The organism is Pyrinomonas sp. (assembly GCF_040289685.1).
Lineage (GTDB): Bacteria > Acidobacteriota > Blastocatellia > Pyrinomonadales > Pyrinomonadaceae > Pyrinomonas.
Map to the genome: position 1 here is coordinate 86,774 of NZ_PSLQ01000001.1, position 15,803 is coordinate 102,576.

Consider the following 15,803-nt stretch of genomic DNA (forward strand, 5'->3'; position numbering starts at 1 on the left):
GCTAACCGCCCGCTGGCGCTCGTAAATAAGCGCCGCTTCTTCCATTGATTCGCGAAGATAATCGGCGTGCGAAGCCGCAACGGAATGACAAAGCGGCGCGTTCTCGGCTATGATTGCTTGCTCGACTTCTCTTCGAAAGCGCGATCAAGCAGGTATATCGAAAGTTTTATGACGCGCTGCGCGTCCATCGTTACGATGATGGGGCAGCGACGAAGCGAGGAACTAAAGCTGATGTCGGCGGTTACGGAAACAAAGGAACAAGTCGTTCGTGCGGCGCGCGTGCCGATTTTCACACGCCTGCTCGAGCGCACCTTGAAATTGCTCAGTTCGGTGCGCTTCGGCATCGTGTTGCTCGTCTTGCTGGTCATCGTCTGCATGATAGGCATGCTCGTCATGCAGCAGAACGTCGATGGCTTCGCCGAGTACTACGCCAAGCTGACGCCGGCGCAGCGGGTGCTCTACGGAGCGCTCGGCTTCTTTGACATCTACCACACGTGGTATTTCAACGCGCTGCTGCTGCTGCTTTCGCTCAACATCACGCTCGCATCGATCGAGCGTTTTCCCGGGGCGTGGACCTACATCAGAAGTCCGAAAAAGACGGTGGCGCCAGCCTACTTGCGTTCGCAGCGACCGAATGTGACCTTCTGTTTGAACGGCGAGAGCGTGCACGAAGTCGTCGCGCGCATCGCCGAAGCTTGCCGACGCGCTGGCCTGAAACCGACCATCACCGACAAAGGCGAACGGACTTTCGTCTTCGCCGAGCGCGGCGCGTGGAATCGGTTGGGCGCTTACGCTGTTCATTTGGCCTTGCTGACGATCTTCTTCGGCGGCTTCATGACGGCGCAGCTCGGTCGCAACGGATTGATGGAATTAGCGCCGGGGATGTCGTCGTCGGTGATGTCAGAGCCACGCTTCGAACTCAATCAAATAAAGCGCGTTGGCATCCGCCTTCCCTTCACCGTCGAGTGTGTGGACATTCAACAGAAGCTGATTCACAAGGATGGACCGATCCTTCCGAACAACACCATCGATTGGTTAACGCGCATCAGGATTCACGATGAGAACGGGACGCACGAAGCGCTGGTCCATCTGAACAATCCGCACGACTATCGCGGTTACAGGTTCTTCCAAGCGAGCTTCATCTCGCTCGGAAGCGCGCGCCAGATAACCGTACAAGCGACTTCCACCGACGGCACGACGCATACGGTGGTGATCCCGCGTAACGGCTCGGCGTCGCTGCCCGACGGCACACGCCTCGATTACGTCCAGTTCTTCCCAGACTTTCGCTTCGTCAATGGCCGCCCCGATACGGCGTCAGGAGAGTACAACAATCCGGCGGCGCAACTGAGGATCACTACGCCACTCGGCCAAGAGCACACGGCGTTTGCCTTCGGACGTGCCCTTCCCACAGAGCTGCCCGTCGCTGGACCGGTTGGCGGTTATCGCTTTCGCCTCCTCGATTTCGAGAAGGCGCCGCTCGCTCACGTCCTCTCGATTCAATATGATCCGGGCGCGCGCGTCGTCTATCTTGGCTTCGCGCTGCTGGCGTTGACGCTGGCGCTCGTCTTCTTCTTCTCGCATCAGCGCGTTTGGGCGATGGTCGAGCCGGATGGAACGCGAGGCTACACCGTGACGCTCGCCGGCCACACCAACCGCAATCAACTCGGGTTCGAAGACCGCTTCAAGCGCCTCGTGCAAGCGCTTGGGCAGAACGCGAACGAAATAAACCTCTCCCCCAAAAAGGGAGCGAAAAAGGATTGAAGGGGCAAAGATCATGAGCGAGGTAATCAAAGAGAACGTCGTCGCCAAAAGCTTGCCTGTCATTACCGGGTCGTGGCGTTCACATCTGCCGGCTGCGTTGCCGATCATCGGAGCCGTCCTGTTTTCGCTGGCGCGGCTGGAACTGGGCAAACAAGGCTTTCCGAGCGATGGCGCGTTGATCGTGCTGGCGCTTGCCTGCTACGTCGCGTCGGCGGCTTTTCTGTTAACCGATATCTATGCGCCGTCGCGTTTCATGCAACGCACTGGGATCTGGATCGCTAGCCTCGGCGCCTTTTTCAACCTCGCCAGTTGGGGCGTCCGGTGGATCGCTGCGCGCGAGCGCGAAATGGAGATCATCCTACGCAACGGCGGCGAAATGCCATGGGTTTGGCGTTACATCCCCTTCGCCAACTTGTATGACTTGAGCATCGCCTTTGCCTTCGGCGCAGCTTTGACGGCGCTGCTTTTGGCGCATCGCGCTGCGGGGCGGATCATCGCGGCGCTCAGCTTGCCGCTGACGGCGCTCATCTTGACGCTGGCCATCTTCATCGGCAACGATTTCATCAATCTGCCGCCCGTGCTCGATTCCTACTGGCGTCCGATTCACGTCGGCGTAGCTTCGCTCAGTTATGGCATAGCGCTCGTCTGCTTCGCCATCGCCGTGCTCTACCTGCTCAAGGACGGCGTTAAACCGGAGGCCATGGCCATCTGGACCAGCATCTTCGCCATCGCTGTGACCGGTTCGATCAACCGCTTCGGCGTCTTCTTCACGGGCGACTATGCCGCTTCGACCGTCTTCATAACGGCAGATGGAACGCGCATTTCGCTCCCGTTGCGCGCCGAACTACCGTATGTCGGTCCGTTGCTGATCGCGGCGGCATTGCTGCTTGTGGGAGTCATCGGCGCCTTCGCCAAGTACCTAGCTAGCGAAGATCAAAGCGTTCGCCGTTGGGGCCATCGGTTGTTGAAACTATCGCTCGTCGTGCAAGCCCTCTCCGTGGCAACGCTGGTCGCGCAGCTTCGCTCCTCCGCGAGCGATCTGGTCGCACGAATCGATCCGCGCCAGTACGTGTCGTTTGGCGAGTGGGTGTTGAAACAGTCGGGTGCGACCGCGGAACAGATCGCCGCGCTGCCGCCAACTCAATTGCAGCAAGTTGCAAACCAATGGATTACGGCCAACGGCGCGTCTTTGCAGTTGAGCTTGAAAGGAAATCCGGTGGAACTCGCCGCGCTGATCACGGCTTTGGCCGGCACGTTGTTCGTCATCCTCTTCAGCTTCCGCACCGACAGGTTGCGCGCCGCGCTGCCGTCCTTGGAGCGGCTCGACAACCTGATGTACAAAACCGCCGGGATCACCTTCGCCCTGTTGGCCGTGCTGCTGATCACCGGCGCCATCTGGGCCAACGAATCGTGGGGCCGCTACTGGGGTTGGGACCCGAAGGAGACCGGCGCGTTCGTCGCATGGTTGACCTACGCGGCCTATCTGCACTCGCGCATCGCGCGCGGCTGGACCGGAAGACGCTCAGCCTATTTCGCCATCGTTGGTTTTTTGCTGATCGTCTTCACCTATTTGGGCGTCAGCTATCTTCTGCCCGGACTACACTCTTACGCTTAGGACGAACGCGAAGAGGCCGCACGCGCGTGCGGCCTCTTGAATGCAGACTGAAAGCGACAGGTTATGACCAAAGAGAACCTCCTCTTCGCGATCATCGGCGTACTTCTAGGTTTCATCATCGGCTTCTTTTTCGCCAACACGATCAATCAAAGGTACGCGCAACAGGCTCCGCTTGCGGCACCGATGATGGCCAGCGGCACGAACGTCCCCGTCGATCAACACGCGACGGACGCCAATCTCAGCGGCGCACCAAATCCGATGGGCGACGTGCTGGCGGCGATTCAGAAGGCGCGCAATGAGCCGGAGAATTTCGAGGCGCAGATGGAAGCGGCGGAGCTGTATGCGCAAATCAAACGCTACGATCAAGCCATCGAATTCGTTCAACGCGCACGTAAGGTCCGCCCCGACGACTACAAGGCGCTGGTGCGACTCGGCGATTTCAATTTCGACAAGGGGAGCTACGAAGAAGCGGAGAAATGGTACGGCGAAGCGCTCAAGAGGAATCCCGATGATGTCAACGTGCGAACCGATCTCGGTCTGACCTTCTTCTTCCGCACGCCGCCCGACATAGATCGGGCCATCGCTGAATTTCGCCGCTCGCTGGAACGCGACCCGCGTCACGAACCGACGTTGCAGAACTTGGCCGTCGCCCTCTTGCGCAAGGGCGATCCGGAGGGAGCGCAAAAAGCCCTTGCGCAACTCGAACAGGTAAACCCGCAGAATCCAGCTCTACAGAGGCTGAAGCCCGAACTCGAGCGGCTCCGTTCTTCCGCACAGGGAGCACGATAAAAGCCTTCAGCTGGAGAGAGCAAACAGACTACGGGCGATCTTCACGGCGTAGTGGAGGCGGCGGCAGCCGCTTCAGGCGATTGAAACAGCGCATCCTCCATACGCACGCCGTAGGTGACGGTCAGAAGTTGCGTCTCCTGCCGCACCTTACCGTCGACGTAAAGCACCGTGCGAAAAGGCACCAGCGTGCTTTGCGCATAGCGGTAATCGTGAAAACTCTTCTTGTACTTGATGGGAGGAGTACCTAACCCAACGCCCGGTTTTTCGTACTCCAACCAGAGGACGCGCCAGGATTTCGCGCTGATGTAGTAGCGCGTTCGGTTCTTCTCCTTGTCGATCACGTCGAGCACCCAAAGATCTATGTTCTTCTGCTTGTCTTTGCCGACCAACGTGAGCGTCGAGCCGTTCTCTTTGTAACGCAAAAGAGCATCGAGACCATGCCGCATCTCGGCAGTGAACTCATCGATCGTCTCTTGGCGCGGCGTGAAGAAAGCGTCGCCGATACGCCCCCAAATACGTCCGCCGCTGTAGACGAGCGAGAACTCCATGTTCGGCAACTTCTGATCGAGGCGGACTTTGTCCTTTTCGAGATTCTCGCCGCGCACGAAACGCCGCTCGTAAGTCGCCTCTTCGTTGCGCCCGTCTTCGCGCAAGCGGACGATACGCCCGCGCTCCATGCCGCTGCGGCGAACTTGCGCAAGCCCTGGACGCGTCCCGTAGATGAAGATAACGGTCTCGGCGATCTGCTCAGCGGTCGGCTGTTTTTCGTCCGCGGCTCTCGCAGTAAAGCTCGCTAGACTGAGCAAGCCGACCACGAACAACGTTTTCCAAGTTTGGGTCACCTTTGGTTGACTCCCTCTACTCTCAGATCTTAACCCGATCGAATCGGACTTTCACGCGGGCAACGCGATTTGCAATGAAATTGTAACATGAGCAGAAGATGTGCGTCCCTTCGACCGGGCTTGAATGCGATGCGCGAACCAGTACAGGCGGATGCCTCGCGCGCGGCGTTGACAAGCAGACGGTGGGGCGTGTAGATTGCTCGGTTTTACGCGAGGACGACTCAGACGATAAACGGGACGCAGAGCCCCGCGCCCGCATGCTGAAAACGAACGCATCGAAAGGAACTTTTGAGATGAAACGAGTTGGACTTCTGGTCGGACGCGAACGCACCTTTCCGGAAGCGCTGATCACACGCATCAACGAGCGAGGCAAAGGCGAAGTGATCGCCGAGATGGTCAAGGTGGGCGGCGTCAGAGCCGCCGACGAGCCGCCTCGCTACGATCTGATCATCGATCGCATTTCGCACGAAGTGCCGTTCTATCGTGCCTTCATGAAGCGCGCCGCGCTCGAGGGGACGATCGTCATCAACAATCCTTTCTGGTGGTCGGCTGACGACAAATTCTTCAACTATTCGTTGGCCAACAAACTGGGCGTCGCCGTGCCGCGCACAGTGCTGCTTCCGCAAAAGTCCTACATCGAAGGCATCACGAGCGAGTCGCTGCGAAATCTGGAGTACCCGCTCGATTGGCAAGGCATCATTGAGTACGTCGGACTGCCCGCCATTCTCAAACCCTTCGACGGAGGCGGATGGAAACACGTCTCGCGCGTCAATTCGCTCGAAGAACTGCTCGCCGTGTACGATCAGACGGGCACGCTCTGCATGGTGCTGCAAGAGTTCATCCCATTCGACAAGTTCGTCCGCTGCTACTGCATAGGGCAGCAGGAGGTGATGATCATGCCCTATGATCCGACCAAACCTTACCTGTCTGGCGAGCAGTACCGGCACGATCCAAACTACTTGTCGCCCGAATTGGCCGAACGCGTCGCGCAAGATGTGCGCACGCTCTGCCGCGCGCTCGGCTACGACATCAACACAGTGGAGTTCGCCATCCGCGACGCGACCCCTTATGCCATCGACTTCATGAATCCGGCACCAGATGCCGATCTCTACTCGGTCGGCGAGTTCTACCACAACTGGGTGACAGACGCAGTCACCGATTTGGTCTTTCGCAAGCTTGAAGAGGGAGCGCACGTCGCTTACCAATGGGATGCACTGCTTACAGGCCGCGCCTCCGGCTTGCAAGCGCTTCCCGAATCGGTGCGCGAGATCGGAGCCGGAGTGGCAGCCACCGTCGGCAACATCGTGAGCGAAGCGGCGTCTGTGGTCAACGATGTGATCGACTCGGTGATCGGTCCTGAAGAGGATAAGCCAAAACGTTCGCGTTCGCCGCGCGGGACGAGCAGGAAGCCCTCTTCGCCACGACGCAAAAAGCCAGAAGGACATTCCTAGAGGGAAGCGCTAAAAAGCAGGCTCCTTGCGCGCATCGGATTCAACACACACTGGCGACGCGCTTCGCTTTTTGGCTGCCTAGTCGGGCCACAGAAATCACACGCGCCTAAAGCTTTGGTCAACGATGCGCCGCGCACGGAAGTTCCGCGTCGAGCGTGAAGTTGCGTCCGCCGCTTGGCTCGGCATAACGCAGATCGGCCAAGCGCACGAGGATGCGCCGAGGACAATCGAAGCTGACTTGGGCCACCGGAAAACGAGCGAAATCGAGAAAGATCCTCGCGCAACGGTCCTCGTCGGCGGCGCGCGCGACTGCCTCGGCTTCTCGCCCGCGCGGCCTTTCGTAACGGAGAACGGATTCGTTTCCCGTCGTCTCTTCGCCCAGCGACAGCTCGAATCGATAGACGGCCGATTCCGTTTCGAACACGACGCGCCACTGCGTCGGGTTGGCGAGCGTGGGCATCACCGCCATTCGTTCGACGCGCTCGCCGCGCGCAATCTGATGGGCGCGCACGCGCGCCCGTTCCGTGGCTGCGCCGTGAAAGATCGAAAGCGTGACCCAATAAAGGGCGACGACCACCAGCGCACCGATGGCCAGTTTGCTCCCCCAACGTTCTGCAACGCGGGTCTTCGCACCCCACGCGATGGCGGCCAAACCGGCGAGCCAGATGAGGCGCGTCGTCAGGGGCAAATCAAACCTTTCACGAGCCGGAACTGCCCAGATGAGCGTCGTCAGCGCGAGCGCCAGCGCGATCCAGAAAGCCTTTTGCCAAGCCGTGCGCGAAGCGAGCAGAAAGCCCGCGCTGCCGAGGATGAGCCAGAGATAAGGATCAACGATGAAGACCAGATCGCCGTAGTACCAGCGATCATCGAACGGCAACCATGGGCGCACGCCGTAGTTGTTGGTCCAGTCGAGCAGCGGATGCGTAACACAGGCTAGAAGCGAAGCGAGCGCCAAACCGCGCAAACGCGCGCGCGGCGCACGCTGATGCAGGCGCGCGAGCAACCGGTCGCCTCCCCAAAACAGAATGGGGATCAACAGCGCGAGCGCCAGCGTTCCGACAACCGAGTGCGTGATTCCGCGGTGGTGATGCAAGTACGTGCACCACCCGTCCAGAGCCGCGATGATGTCCGCATCCGGAGCATTGGCAGCGATCAAACAGACGGTTGTCGCGTAGGGCGACGCGCGCTCGGCACCCGCCTTGGCGACAGCGAGTCCGACGAGCGTGTGCGTCAAATTCTCCATGCTGAGGTCGCGGCTGGCCCACTAGAACGGTAGGTTCGCCAGCGGCGACAGGTTCGGCGCGGGCTCCGGCGGGAGTTTAGCGTAGCGCGCTTGGTCCAGTCGTTGCAAAAGTTCCGCCGCTTGGCGCACCGTCGCCGTATCCGGGGTTGGCTTGCCTTCGCTGTCAAGCCTTGTGCGCGCCGTCTCGACCAAATTGAAGAGGAGATCAACAGCTTCCTGTCGCTTGCCTTGTTTGATGAGCGCTTCGGCCATGCGTAGCTTCACATCGTCGAGCGGAACCGCTGAGTCGCGCGCGCTGGCAAGCTCGCGGTAAAGCGCCAGCGCTGCATCGAGTTCGCCGTTTGCGGCGCGCGCTTGTGCCAGCGCGAATTTAGCCCAAGCAGCGACATCGGGGCTTGCGCCTTTGGCAAGCGCCTCCAGTTCGCTGATGCCACGCGCGCGGTCCATCTCAAGCAGGGTAACGGCAGCCAAATAGCGCGCCTTATCACGGTAAGGATTGCCGTACTGTGCGGCAACCTTTTGAAAAGCTTCGACGGCCCGCTCGGCCCGTTCGCGTTTGGAAGAGAACTTCGGGCCGACAGTCACGGCAGCAGCTTCGGCACCAACCGGCGCTTGTGCGATGCGAATGGCTTCACCGAGGGCGCGTTGCGCTTGGTTGTCTCGCCTTTGGCTCCACCAAGACCAAGCGCCAAGGAGCAAACCAAAAAGGACGATGGCGCCGAGGGCGTAGAGGATGGTGCGCCCCTTGCCCTCTAGGCGATCGCCGAGCCGCTCGAACAGACCAACGGTGGTATCGCGAAAAGCGTCGTGCTTGAGTTGGCGCGCGCGTTGCTTGTATCCAGCCACGTCGAAAGTTCCTTGCTTGCGGATTTCACGGAAAAGACGAATCTAGCGGCGCGTCCCAATTCGTGTCAAGCGCCGTTGAATGCGCGAAAATGGCGCGTGGCGAATTGACCCGCCGCGATGCGCGTGCTACTCTCCGCTGCGCCCGAAAAGCGGCAACGCGCACTCTGCTGTAATCAACTAAACTTATAGCTTGATCGATGAATCCTGATCGCTGGCGAGCGCGTTCAGGGCCGATGATCGGTTTTGATGGGATCGAGAATGTTGCTCAGTTGAATCAACTGGAGAGCAAAAGGATGGTGATGTCCGGTTGCAGGCCGCACATGCGGGAACAAATTCGAGACCGCCGGTGTCTAATCTGGCGACAGAACAAGAGCGCGCCGGCGCGCGGCAGGCGAGCGCTGGAGGTGGTGGGTGAGCGTCGGTGAGCCAATCGTCCTCAGCGGACACGTTGAACTCGACGAGATCGCTGCCGCTTCCGAGCCAGCGCGCAGTGAAGTTGACGCGCAGTTCCTTGAAAGTTTACGTGAAGGCGACGCGGCGGCGTTCGACCGACTTGTGGGCACCTACGCCAACGGCATCTACGCGCTGTTGCATCGCTTGGTGGACGACGCGGAAGAAGCCCGCGATTTAACGCAAGAGACCTTTTTGCAAGCGTTTCGCTCAATCGCCGCGTTTCGCGGCGAAGCGAGCCTGCGCACGTGGCTTTACCGCATCGCCGTCAATCAAGCGCGCAACCGGCGCCGGTGGTGGCGACGCCGCTGCCGCGATGAGACGATTTCGCTCGACGAGCCTAGCGGTAACGGTGTTCCCGTGGCCGAAGGCGATCCAGAGCAAACGGCGCTGCAACGCGAGCGCGAACGAGCGCTGCACGCAGCATTGCAAGCGCTCGGTGAGCCTTTTCGCGAAGTCGTCGTGTTGCGTGATATCGAAGGTCTCAGCTACGAAGAGATCGCCGCTACGCTGGAGATCAGTCTTGGAACCGTCAAGTCGCGGCTGGCGCGCGGGCGCGCCGAGTTGCGTCGCCGACTCGAAAGCTCTTTCACATGAAGCGAATGGTTGACCTGCCCCGGCTAGACCAACTAAACCCGGTGCCAGTGGGTCAGGGAGCAGACGCCGAAGCAAACCGAAGCGGCAAGCGGTCGGGTTTGACAACGCGGCCAGCAACACCCGTTCTTCCGTCCGTGATTGCCGGAGCTGTAGGTCGCTGTTTCGGTCACGCATGTTCCTTGGAGGAGCAGCCGGGGTTGGTCAGCCATTCGCTTCCCAGTGGCATGCGACGATGTTTTGCGAAGAGGCGCAGCAACACTTAGCTCTTTATCTCGATGATGGGCTCTCGTCGGAGACGCGCGTCGCAGTCGAGATGCATCTTGCCGAGTGTCCTGTCTGCCGCGCCCACCTCGCCGAACTACAAGCCGTCTTGCGCGGGCTGCGGACCATGCAACGGCCTGCGCCGCCGCCCGATCTTGCGTGCAGCATCAGTCAAGCAATCGCCATTGAGCGCGCCGCACGACGTCAGGCGCCGCCGCGCCCCTTGCGCGTGCGTTTTGCAGACTGGCTGCGCCCGCGTCTGATGCCATATACCATCGGTTCGCTCGCCTCGCTCTTTCTCTTCATCGCGCTCCTCAGCGCGATCAGCCCGCATTTGCGCAAGCTCCACGAGCTGGAGCGGGTTTCCGAAGCCGCCGCGCGCGTTACTTGGCTCGATGAGATGGCCGGTTTCAATCCGAGCGGCGAGATCTCGCCGCTCGCCTATGTTGCCAGCCGCGCTCCGTTCACGCCGGAATCGCCAAGCCTCAATCCGCAAGGGGCGCTCGCCTCGCTCAAATGGCGGGAGGGGCGCGTTCGCATCGGGCGCGATGAGATGGTCGTCATCGCCGACGTCTTTAGCAGCGGCTACGCTTCGCTCGCTGAGGTCGTTCAACCTCCGCACGACCGGCGCGCGCTCGAAGAACTGGAGGAAGCTCTCCGACGCGCTCCAGCCTTTGTTCCCGCTACGCTCGACCAACGACCGCAGACCATGCGCGTAGTCTTCGTGGTCCACCGCGTGGACGTGCGCGAAAGAAGCTTTTAGCAGCGTCCTCTCTCTCATCGCAGCGCATACGTCGCACAAAAGATTGCGCCTCGTCAAAAGAGCTTTTCTAGCGAGCTTCAAACCCGTCGCTCCGAGCAAAGCCACGCGGCATCATTTTGCGAAGGGGGCTTTCGGCAAATCCCTTCATCCTGAAAAGCGGGCGATCACCTTCGCGGCGCGCTCGCTCTCTGCACGAATCTCTCCGTTCCGATGAGAGGAGTTTGAAAGGGGTCTGCAGCGAACCCTTTCGTTGAGAATCGGCCAAGCGCATTTACCTAGTCGCATCCGATCTGAAAACCTTCTAACAAACCCACCCATCCTGATGGGGCTGCCCGTCGGTCCGGCATCAAGCCCACTTGAACTTGCGTCCAACCTCTATTTTCAAGCAAGCGCCGCGCTTGACGCGCCCGCCTTGGCGTGCTAGGTTTCCCATTTGACTGGCTTCATTCAAACCATCGTCAAAATCTCGCGTGCCGCCGCATCCGAAGGGAGAATCGCGTGACCGAGCTTTCGCTCAAAAAGACGCCGCTCAACGAAGTTCACCGTCGCATGGGCGCGCGCATGGTCGAATTCGGTGGATGGGAGATGCCCGTGCAGTACGGGGCCGGAACCATCGAAGAGCACATGCGCGTGCGCACTCGCGCGGGCCTATTCGATGTGTCGCACATGGGCGAGATCGAGGTGCGCGGCTCCGACGCGGTGGCGTTCGTCAACCGATTGACTTCCAACAACGTCGCCAAACTCATTGACGGGCAAGCGCAGTACTCCACGCTGACGACGCCCAAAGGAACAGTGGTGGACGACCTTTTGGTCTATCGCTTGGCAGCGGACCACCTGATGCTCGTCGTTAACGCCGCGACGACCGACAAAGACTGGCACTGGATACAACAACACAAGGCCGACGAGAGCGTAGCGCTGCGTAACGCAAGCGACGATTTCTGTCAGATCGCTGTCCAGGGTCCGGCGGCCCTCGATGTCCTTCAGAAGCTGACCAAAACGGCGCTCGCTGAGATCAAACGCTACCACTTCCGCGCGAGCGAAGTGGGCGGCGTTCCAGCGCTCGTTTCACGCACCGGCTACACGGGCGAAGATGGGTTCGAGATTTACGCGCCGCCGGATAAAGCCGAACATCTCTGGGAATTGTTGCTCGACGCTGGACGCTACGGCGCGCCGGATGGACTGCTCCCGTGCGGACTCGGCGCACGCAATACTTTGCGGCTCGAAGCTGCGATGCCGCTCTACGGTCACGAGATAGACGAGACGACGACGTTGCTTGAAGCCGGCTTGGCTTGGATTTGCAAGTTCGACAAAGGCGACTTCGTCGGACGCGAAGCGTTGCTCAAGCAACAGGAAGAGGGCGTGCGTCGGCGTTTGATCGGCTTCGAGATGGTCGAGCGCGGCATCGCTCGCGACGGTCAGGAGATCATCATCGACGGCAACCGGTGCGGACGCGCGACCTCAGCCGGACCGGCGCCTTACCTGAAGAAGAACATCGGTCTCGGATACGTCCCGGTTGAATACGCACGCGAAGGGCAAAGGATCCAACTCGATGTGCGCGGGCGACTGCTCGCGGCACAGATCGTGCCGACGCCTTTCTACAAGCGCCCGCGGCAGTAGCGCGGCGAGAGACAAAAGCGACCCGGCTGCCATCGCTTAGCGAAAGTTTTCGGTTAAACATCGAACGGACCGGCAAGTTATGACGCTTTGCATAGTCCAGATGGGGGAGAATTAGACGGTCTCATGGCACACGTTCCGGAAGACTTGCATTACAGCAAAGATCACGAGTGGGTCAGGGTCGAAGGCGACACGGCCTTGATCGGGATCACCGACTACGCGCAACACGCGCTGGGTGACATCGTCTACGTCGAATTGCCGCGCGTCGGCGACTCGTTCGCCGCGCACGATGCGTTCGGTTCGGTCGAATCGGTCAAGGCTGTTTCCGAGGTATATGCGCCCGTCTCCGGCGAAGTGGTCGAGGTCAACGAATCGCTCCAAGATGAGCCGGAGAAGGTCAACTCTGACCCGTATGGCGATGGGTGGATGATCCGCGTCCGGTTGTCGGATCCGGGCGAGGTCGACAGTCTGCTGACAGCAGCCGAATACGAAGACTACATCAAGAAGGAGACGGAGTAGATTGCGTTACATACCCAATTCGCCCGAAGAACGCGCAGAGATGTTGCGCGCCATCGGGCTTGACTCAGCAGAGCAACTCTTCGATTCGATTCCGCGCGATCTGCTGCTGACCGCGCCGTTGCGCACGCCGGAGGCGCTCTCGGAACCGGAGATCATCGCGAGATTCGAGCAGATGGCGGCGCGCAACGCTGCGGCGTACCGCCCCTCTTTTCTCGGCGCAGGCGCTTACGCGCACTATGCACCGACGATCATTGACCACTTGATCTCACGCGCGGAGTTCTTCACCGCTTACACGCCCTATCAGCCGGAAATATCGCAAGGAACATTGCAAGCGATCTTCGAATTTCAGACGCTGGTCTGCCAATTGACCGGCATGGATGTCGCCAACGCTTCGATGTACGACGGCTCGACGGCGCTGGCCGAAGCGGTCCTGATGGCCGAGCGCGTCACGGGTCGCAGTCGCGTGGTCATCTCCGAAGCGGTACACCCTGAGTATTTCGAGGTGGTCCACACCTACGTCCAGCACGCAGGCATCGAACTGGCGCGCGCGGCGATCGACCCGCATTCGGGCCGCACCTCGACCACCGATCTGGCAGCGATCGATGACCGCACGGCGGCCTTCGTCGTTCAATCGCCAAACTTCTTCGGGTGCATCGAGGAGCTCTCGAAACTTGCCGACATCGTTCATCAAAAGGGCGCGCTGCTCATCGTCGCCGTCACCGAGAGCGCTTCTTTCGGCCTGCTTCGCCCGCCCGGAGCCTGTGGCGCCGATATCGTCGTCGCCGAAGGCCAATCTTTCGGCGTGCCGCTCTCTTTTGGCGGCCCGTACGTCGGGCTGTTTGCGACGCGCGAAAGGTTCGTGCGCCAGATGCCGAGCCGGCTGGTCGGCGTCGCTTACGACAAAGCGGGGCGGCGCGGCTTCGTGCTCACGCTAGCGACGCGCGAACAGCACATCCGCCGCGAGAAAGCGACTTCGAACATCTGCACCAACGAAGGCTTGATCGCGCTCGCAGCGACCATCTACATGGCGACCATGGGGCGTCGTGGGCTGCAAGAGCTGGCCCAGCAGTGCGCACAGAAAGCGGCTTATGCGGCGCGTCAGATAGCCTCGCTCGACGGTTTCTCGCTGCCCTACAGCGCGCCTCATTTCAATGAGTTCGTCGTGCGCGCGCCGGTTCGCGCCGACGAGCTGCTCAAGCAGTTGGCCGTTGAGCGCAACATCACGGGCGGACTACCGCTATCGCGTTACTTTGCAGACCGGCCCAACGATTTCCTCGTCTGCGTGACTGAGTTGAACACGCGCGCGGAGATCGATGCGCTCGTGGCCGGCTTAAAACAGCTTGCTGTCGCCGCCGTTGCGGTTTGACGAAGCGTGGATCGAAAGGCACTGCTGATGAACGGAAGCAAGATCACCAAAGCGACGCCACACGTGACGCAGAACGAAGATCTGATCTTCGAGCGTTCGCGCCGTGGACGCATCGGTTACCGTCTGCCGGCGCTTGATGTCGAACTGACGCCGATCGACGAGATCGTACCGGCGGAACTGCGCCGCGACGACGATCTCGAAGGCGTTCCCGAGCTGAGCGAAGTCGACGTCGTGCGACACTTCACGCGACTTTCAACGTGGAACTATGCGGTCGATCATGGGATGTATCCGCTCGGTTCGTGCACGATGAAGTACAATTCGCGCCTTAACGAAAGGGTCGCGCGCCTTGCTGGCTTCGCCAACCTCCACCCGCTCGCGCCAGCAGAAGATGCACAAGGCGCGCTCCAGGTGCTTTACGAATTGCAGCAACATCTGGCCGAGATCACAGGCTTGCCTGGCGTTTCGCTTCAGCCCGCGGCGGGCGCGCACGGCGAGATGACCGGCGTCATGCTGATTCGCGCCTACCTCGATGCGCGCGACGGCAAAGGGCACGGGCGCGACGTGATGTTGGTTCCCGATTCGGCCCACGGGACCAACCCGGCGTCGGCCAATCTTTCGGGCTTTCGCGTCAAAACGGTGCGTACAACTCCCGAAGGGCTGACCGATCTGGACCAATTGCGTGAATTGTGCGCGACGGGCGATGTCGCCGGACTCATGCTCACCAACCCGAACACGCTCGGTCTGTTCGAGCGCAACATACGCGAGATATGCCGCATCGTCCATGAAGCCGGCGGTCTAGTCTACATGGACGGAGCGAACATGAACGCGCTGGTCGGATGGGTGCGTCCTGGAGAGATGGGCGTCGATGTCATCCACTTGAATCTGCACAAAACCTTCTCGACGCCCCATGGCGGCGGCGGCCCCGGCTCCGGACCTTGCTGCTGCACGGCGGAACTCGAACCGTTCCTTCCGGTGCCGCGCATCGTGCGCGAAGGCGACGGCTTCAGACTCGATTACGACCGGCCCCACTCAATCGGGCGCGTCCGCGCCTTCTACGGCAACTTCGGCATGGCCGTGCGCGCGCTCGCTTACATCCTCGCTCACGGCCCTGACGGCATGCGCGAAGCAACGGAAACGGCCGTGCTCAATGCGCGTTACGTCGCACAAGCGCTAACGAGCGATTACGAAAAACCATACCAAGCGCCGCCCATGCACGAAGTCGTCTTCACCGATAAGCGGCAAGCGCGCAAGGGCGTGCACACGCTCGACATCGCCAAACGCTTGATCGATTACGGTTTTCATCCGCCGACGATCTACTTCCCGCTGATCGTGCAGGGCGCGATGTTGATCGAGCCAACGGAGTCAGTCGGGCGCGAAGAATTGGACCAATTCATCGCCGCCATGCGCGCCATCGCGCGCGAAGCGGAAGAAGAACCCGAAACGGTGCGCAGCGCGCCGCACACGACGCGCATCGGGCGGTTGGACGAAGCGGCGGCGGCACGCCGTCCTGTGCTTCGGTGGAGACCGGCGGCGAAAGCAGAATCGGCGTGATCGTCACGAAAGACGCATGCTTCGCTCCATCGACAGAGCACAGCACGCCGGACTGGCGAAAAACGCTGCTCTGCACAGACAAAACGTCTCCTTCGCTCCACCGAAAGAACAAAGCATGCGCCATTCAGGGCGAAA

At 60.5% G+C, this 15,803-nt stretch carries 13 protein-coding genes; 10 read left to right on the top strand and 3 right to left on the bottom strand.

Going from position 1 to position 15,803, the window contains the following annotated elements; all coding sequences use genetic code 11:
* Positions 1–231 precede the first annotated feature (231 nt).
* The 3 genes from C4334_RS00360 (at position 232) to C4334_RS00370 (ending at position 4,165) form a co-directional block, all read left to right on the top strand.
* Positions 232–1,761: a cytochrome c biogenesis ResB family protein gene (locus tag C4334_RS00360; RefSeq protein ID WP_352430084.1), complete on the top strand. Its 1,530-nt coding sequence runs from the start codon at positions 232–234 to the stop codon at positions 1,759–1,761.
* Positions 1,762–1,774: 13 nt separating this feature from the next.
* Positions 1,775–3,376, top strand: coding sequence for a cytochrome c biogenesis protein CcsA (ccsA, locus tag C4334_RS00365; RefSeq protein WP_352430085.1), 1,602 nt, complete (start codon positions 1,775–1,777; stop codon positions 3,374–3,376).
* A gap of 63 nt (positions 3,377–3,439) precedes the next feature.
* Entirely contained in the window at positions 3,440–4,165 is a 726-nt protein-coding gene (locus tag C4334_RS00370; protein WP_352430086.1) for a tetratricopeptide repeat protein, read from the top strand.
* 41 nt (positions 4,166–4,206) lie between these two features.
* Here the strand turns inward: C4334_RS00370 and C4334_RS00375 are convergent, their stop codons facing one another.
* Complete coding sequence (locus tag C4334_RS00375) at positions 4,207–5,007, bottom strand: hypothetical protein (RefSeq protein WP_352430087.1); 801 nt, start codon at positions 5,005–5,007, stop codon at positions 4,207–4,209.
* A 293-nt stretch (positions 5,008–5,300) separates the two neighbouring features.
* Between C4334_RS00375 and C4334_RS00380 the strand changes: the two genes are divergently transcribed.
* Complete coding sequence (locus tag C4334_RS00380) at positions 5,301–6,458, top strand: ATP-grasp domain-containing protein (protein ID WP_352430088.1); 1,158 nt, start codon at positions 5,301–5,303, stop codon at positions 6,456–6,458.
* 118 nt (positions 6,459–6,576) lie between these two features.
* On the opposite strand, the gene C4334_RS00385 is transcribed toward C4334_RS00380, so the two are convergent.
* Together C4334_RS00385 and C4334_RS00390 are read right to left on the bottom strand one after the other, a co-directional pair.
* Positions 6,577–7,701 (bottom strand): metal-dependent hydrolase, encoded by a 1,125-nt coding sequence (locus tag C4334_RS00385; RefSeq protein WP_352430089.1) that lies wholly within the window; start codon positions 7,699–7,701, stop codon positions 6,577–6,579.
* Positions 7,702–7,722: 21 nt separating this feature from the next.
* Positions 7,723–8,547, bottom strand: coding sequence for a hypothetical protein (locus C4334_RS00390; RefSeq protein WP_352430090.1), 825 nt, complete (start codon positions 8,545–8,547; stop codon positions 7,723–7,725).
* A 411-nt stretch (positions 8,548–8,958) separates the two neighbouring features.
* Between C4334_RS00390 and C4334_RS00395 the strand changes: the two genes are divergently transcribed.
* The 6 genes from C4334_RS00395 (at position 8,959) to gcvPB (ending at position 15,668) form a co-directional block, all read left to right on the top strand.
* Positions 8,959–9,594, top strand: coding sequence for a sigma-70 family RNA polymerase sigma factor (locus C4334_RS00395; RefSeq protein WP_352430091.1), 636 nt, complete (start codon positions 8,959–8,961; stop codon positions 9,592–9,594).
* 232 nt (positions 9,595–9,826) lie between these two features.
* The gene (locus C4334_RS00400; RefSeq protein WP_352430092.1) at positions 9,827–10,618 is read left to right on the top strand and encodes an anti-sigma factor family protein; all 792 of its coding nucleotides are present in this window, start codon (positions 9,827–9,829) and stop codon (positions 10,616–10,618) included.
* 498 nt (positions 10,619–11,116) lie between these two features.
* On the top strand, positions 11,117–12,235 hold the full coding sequence (gene gcvT, locus C4334_RS00405) for a glycine cleavage system aminomethyltransferase GcvT (RefSeq protein ID WP_352430093.1): 1,119 nt from the start codon (positions 11,117–11,119) through the stop codon (positions 12,233–12,235).
* 123 nt (positions 12,236–12,358) lie between these two features.
* A complete protein-coding gene (gcvH, locus tag C4334_RS00410; RefSeq protein WP_352430094.1) occupies positions 12,359–12,751 on the top strand; it encodes a glycine cleavage system protein GcvH in 393 nt (130 codons plus the stop codon).
* Between the two features lies 1 nt (position 12,752).
* Positions 12,753–14,117: an aminomethyl-transferring glycine dehydrogenase subunit GcvPA gene (gene gcvPA, locus C4334_RS00415; RefSeq protein ID WP_352430095.1), complete on the top strand. Its 1,365-nt coding sequence runs from the start codon at positions 12,753–12,755 to the stop codon at positions 14,115–14,117.
* A 27-nt stretch (positions 14,118–14,144) separates the two neighbouring features.
* Positions 14,145–15,668, top strand: coding sequence for an aminomethyl-transferring glycine dehydrogenase subunit GcvPB (gene gcvPB / locus C4334_RS00420; protein WP_352430096.1), 1,524 nt, complete (start codon positions 14,145–14,147; stop codon positions 15,666–15,668).
* Positions 15,669–15,803 lie beyond the last annotated feature (135 nt).

Excerpts from the sequence above, each read along its gene's own strand:
- C4334_RS00360 (WP_352430084.1), top strand. The coding sequence starts at position 232 with ATGTCGGCGGTTACGGAAACAAAGGAACAAGTCGTTCGTGCGGCGCGC.
- ccsA (WP_352430085.1), top strand. The coding sequence starts at position 1,775 with ATGAGCGAGGTAATCAAAGAGAACGTCGTCGCCAAAAGCTTGCCTGTC.
- C4334_RS00370 (WP_352430086.1), top strand. The coding sequence starts at position 3,440 with ATGACCAAAGAGAACCTCCTCTTCGCGATCATCGGCGTACTTCTAGGT.
- C4334_RS00380 (WP_352430088.1), top strand. The coding sequence starts at position 5,301 with ATGAAACGAGTTGGACTTCTGGTCGGACGCGAACGCACCTTTCCGGAA.
- C4334_RS00385 (WP_352430089.1), bottom strand. The coding sequence starts at position 7,701 with ATGGAGAATTTGACGCACACGCTCGTCGGACTCGCTGTCGCCAAGGCG.
- C4334_RS00400 (WP_352430092.1), top strand. The coding sequence starts at position 9,827 with ATGTTTTGCGAAGAGGCGCAGCAACACTTAGCTCTTTATCTCGATGAT.
- gcvH (WP_352430094.1), top strand. The coding sequence starts at position 12,359 with ATGGCACACGTTCCGGAAGACTTGCATTACAGCAAAGATCACGAGTGG.
- gcvPB (WP_352430096.1), top strand. The coding sequence starts at position 14,145 with ATGAACGGAAGCAAGATCACCAAAGCGACGCCACACGTGACGCAGAAC.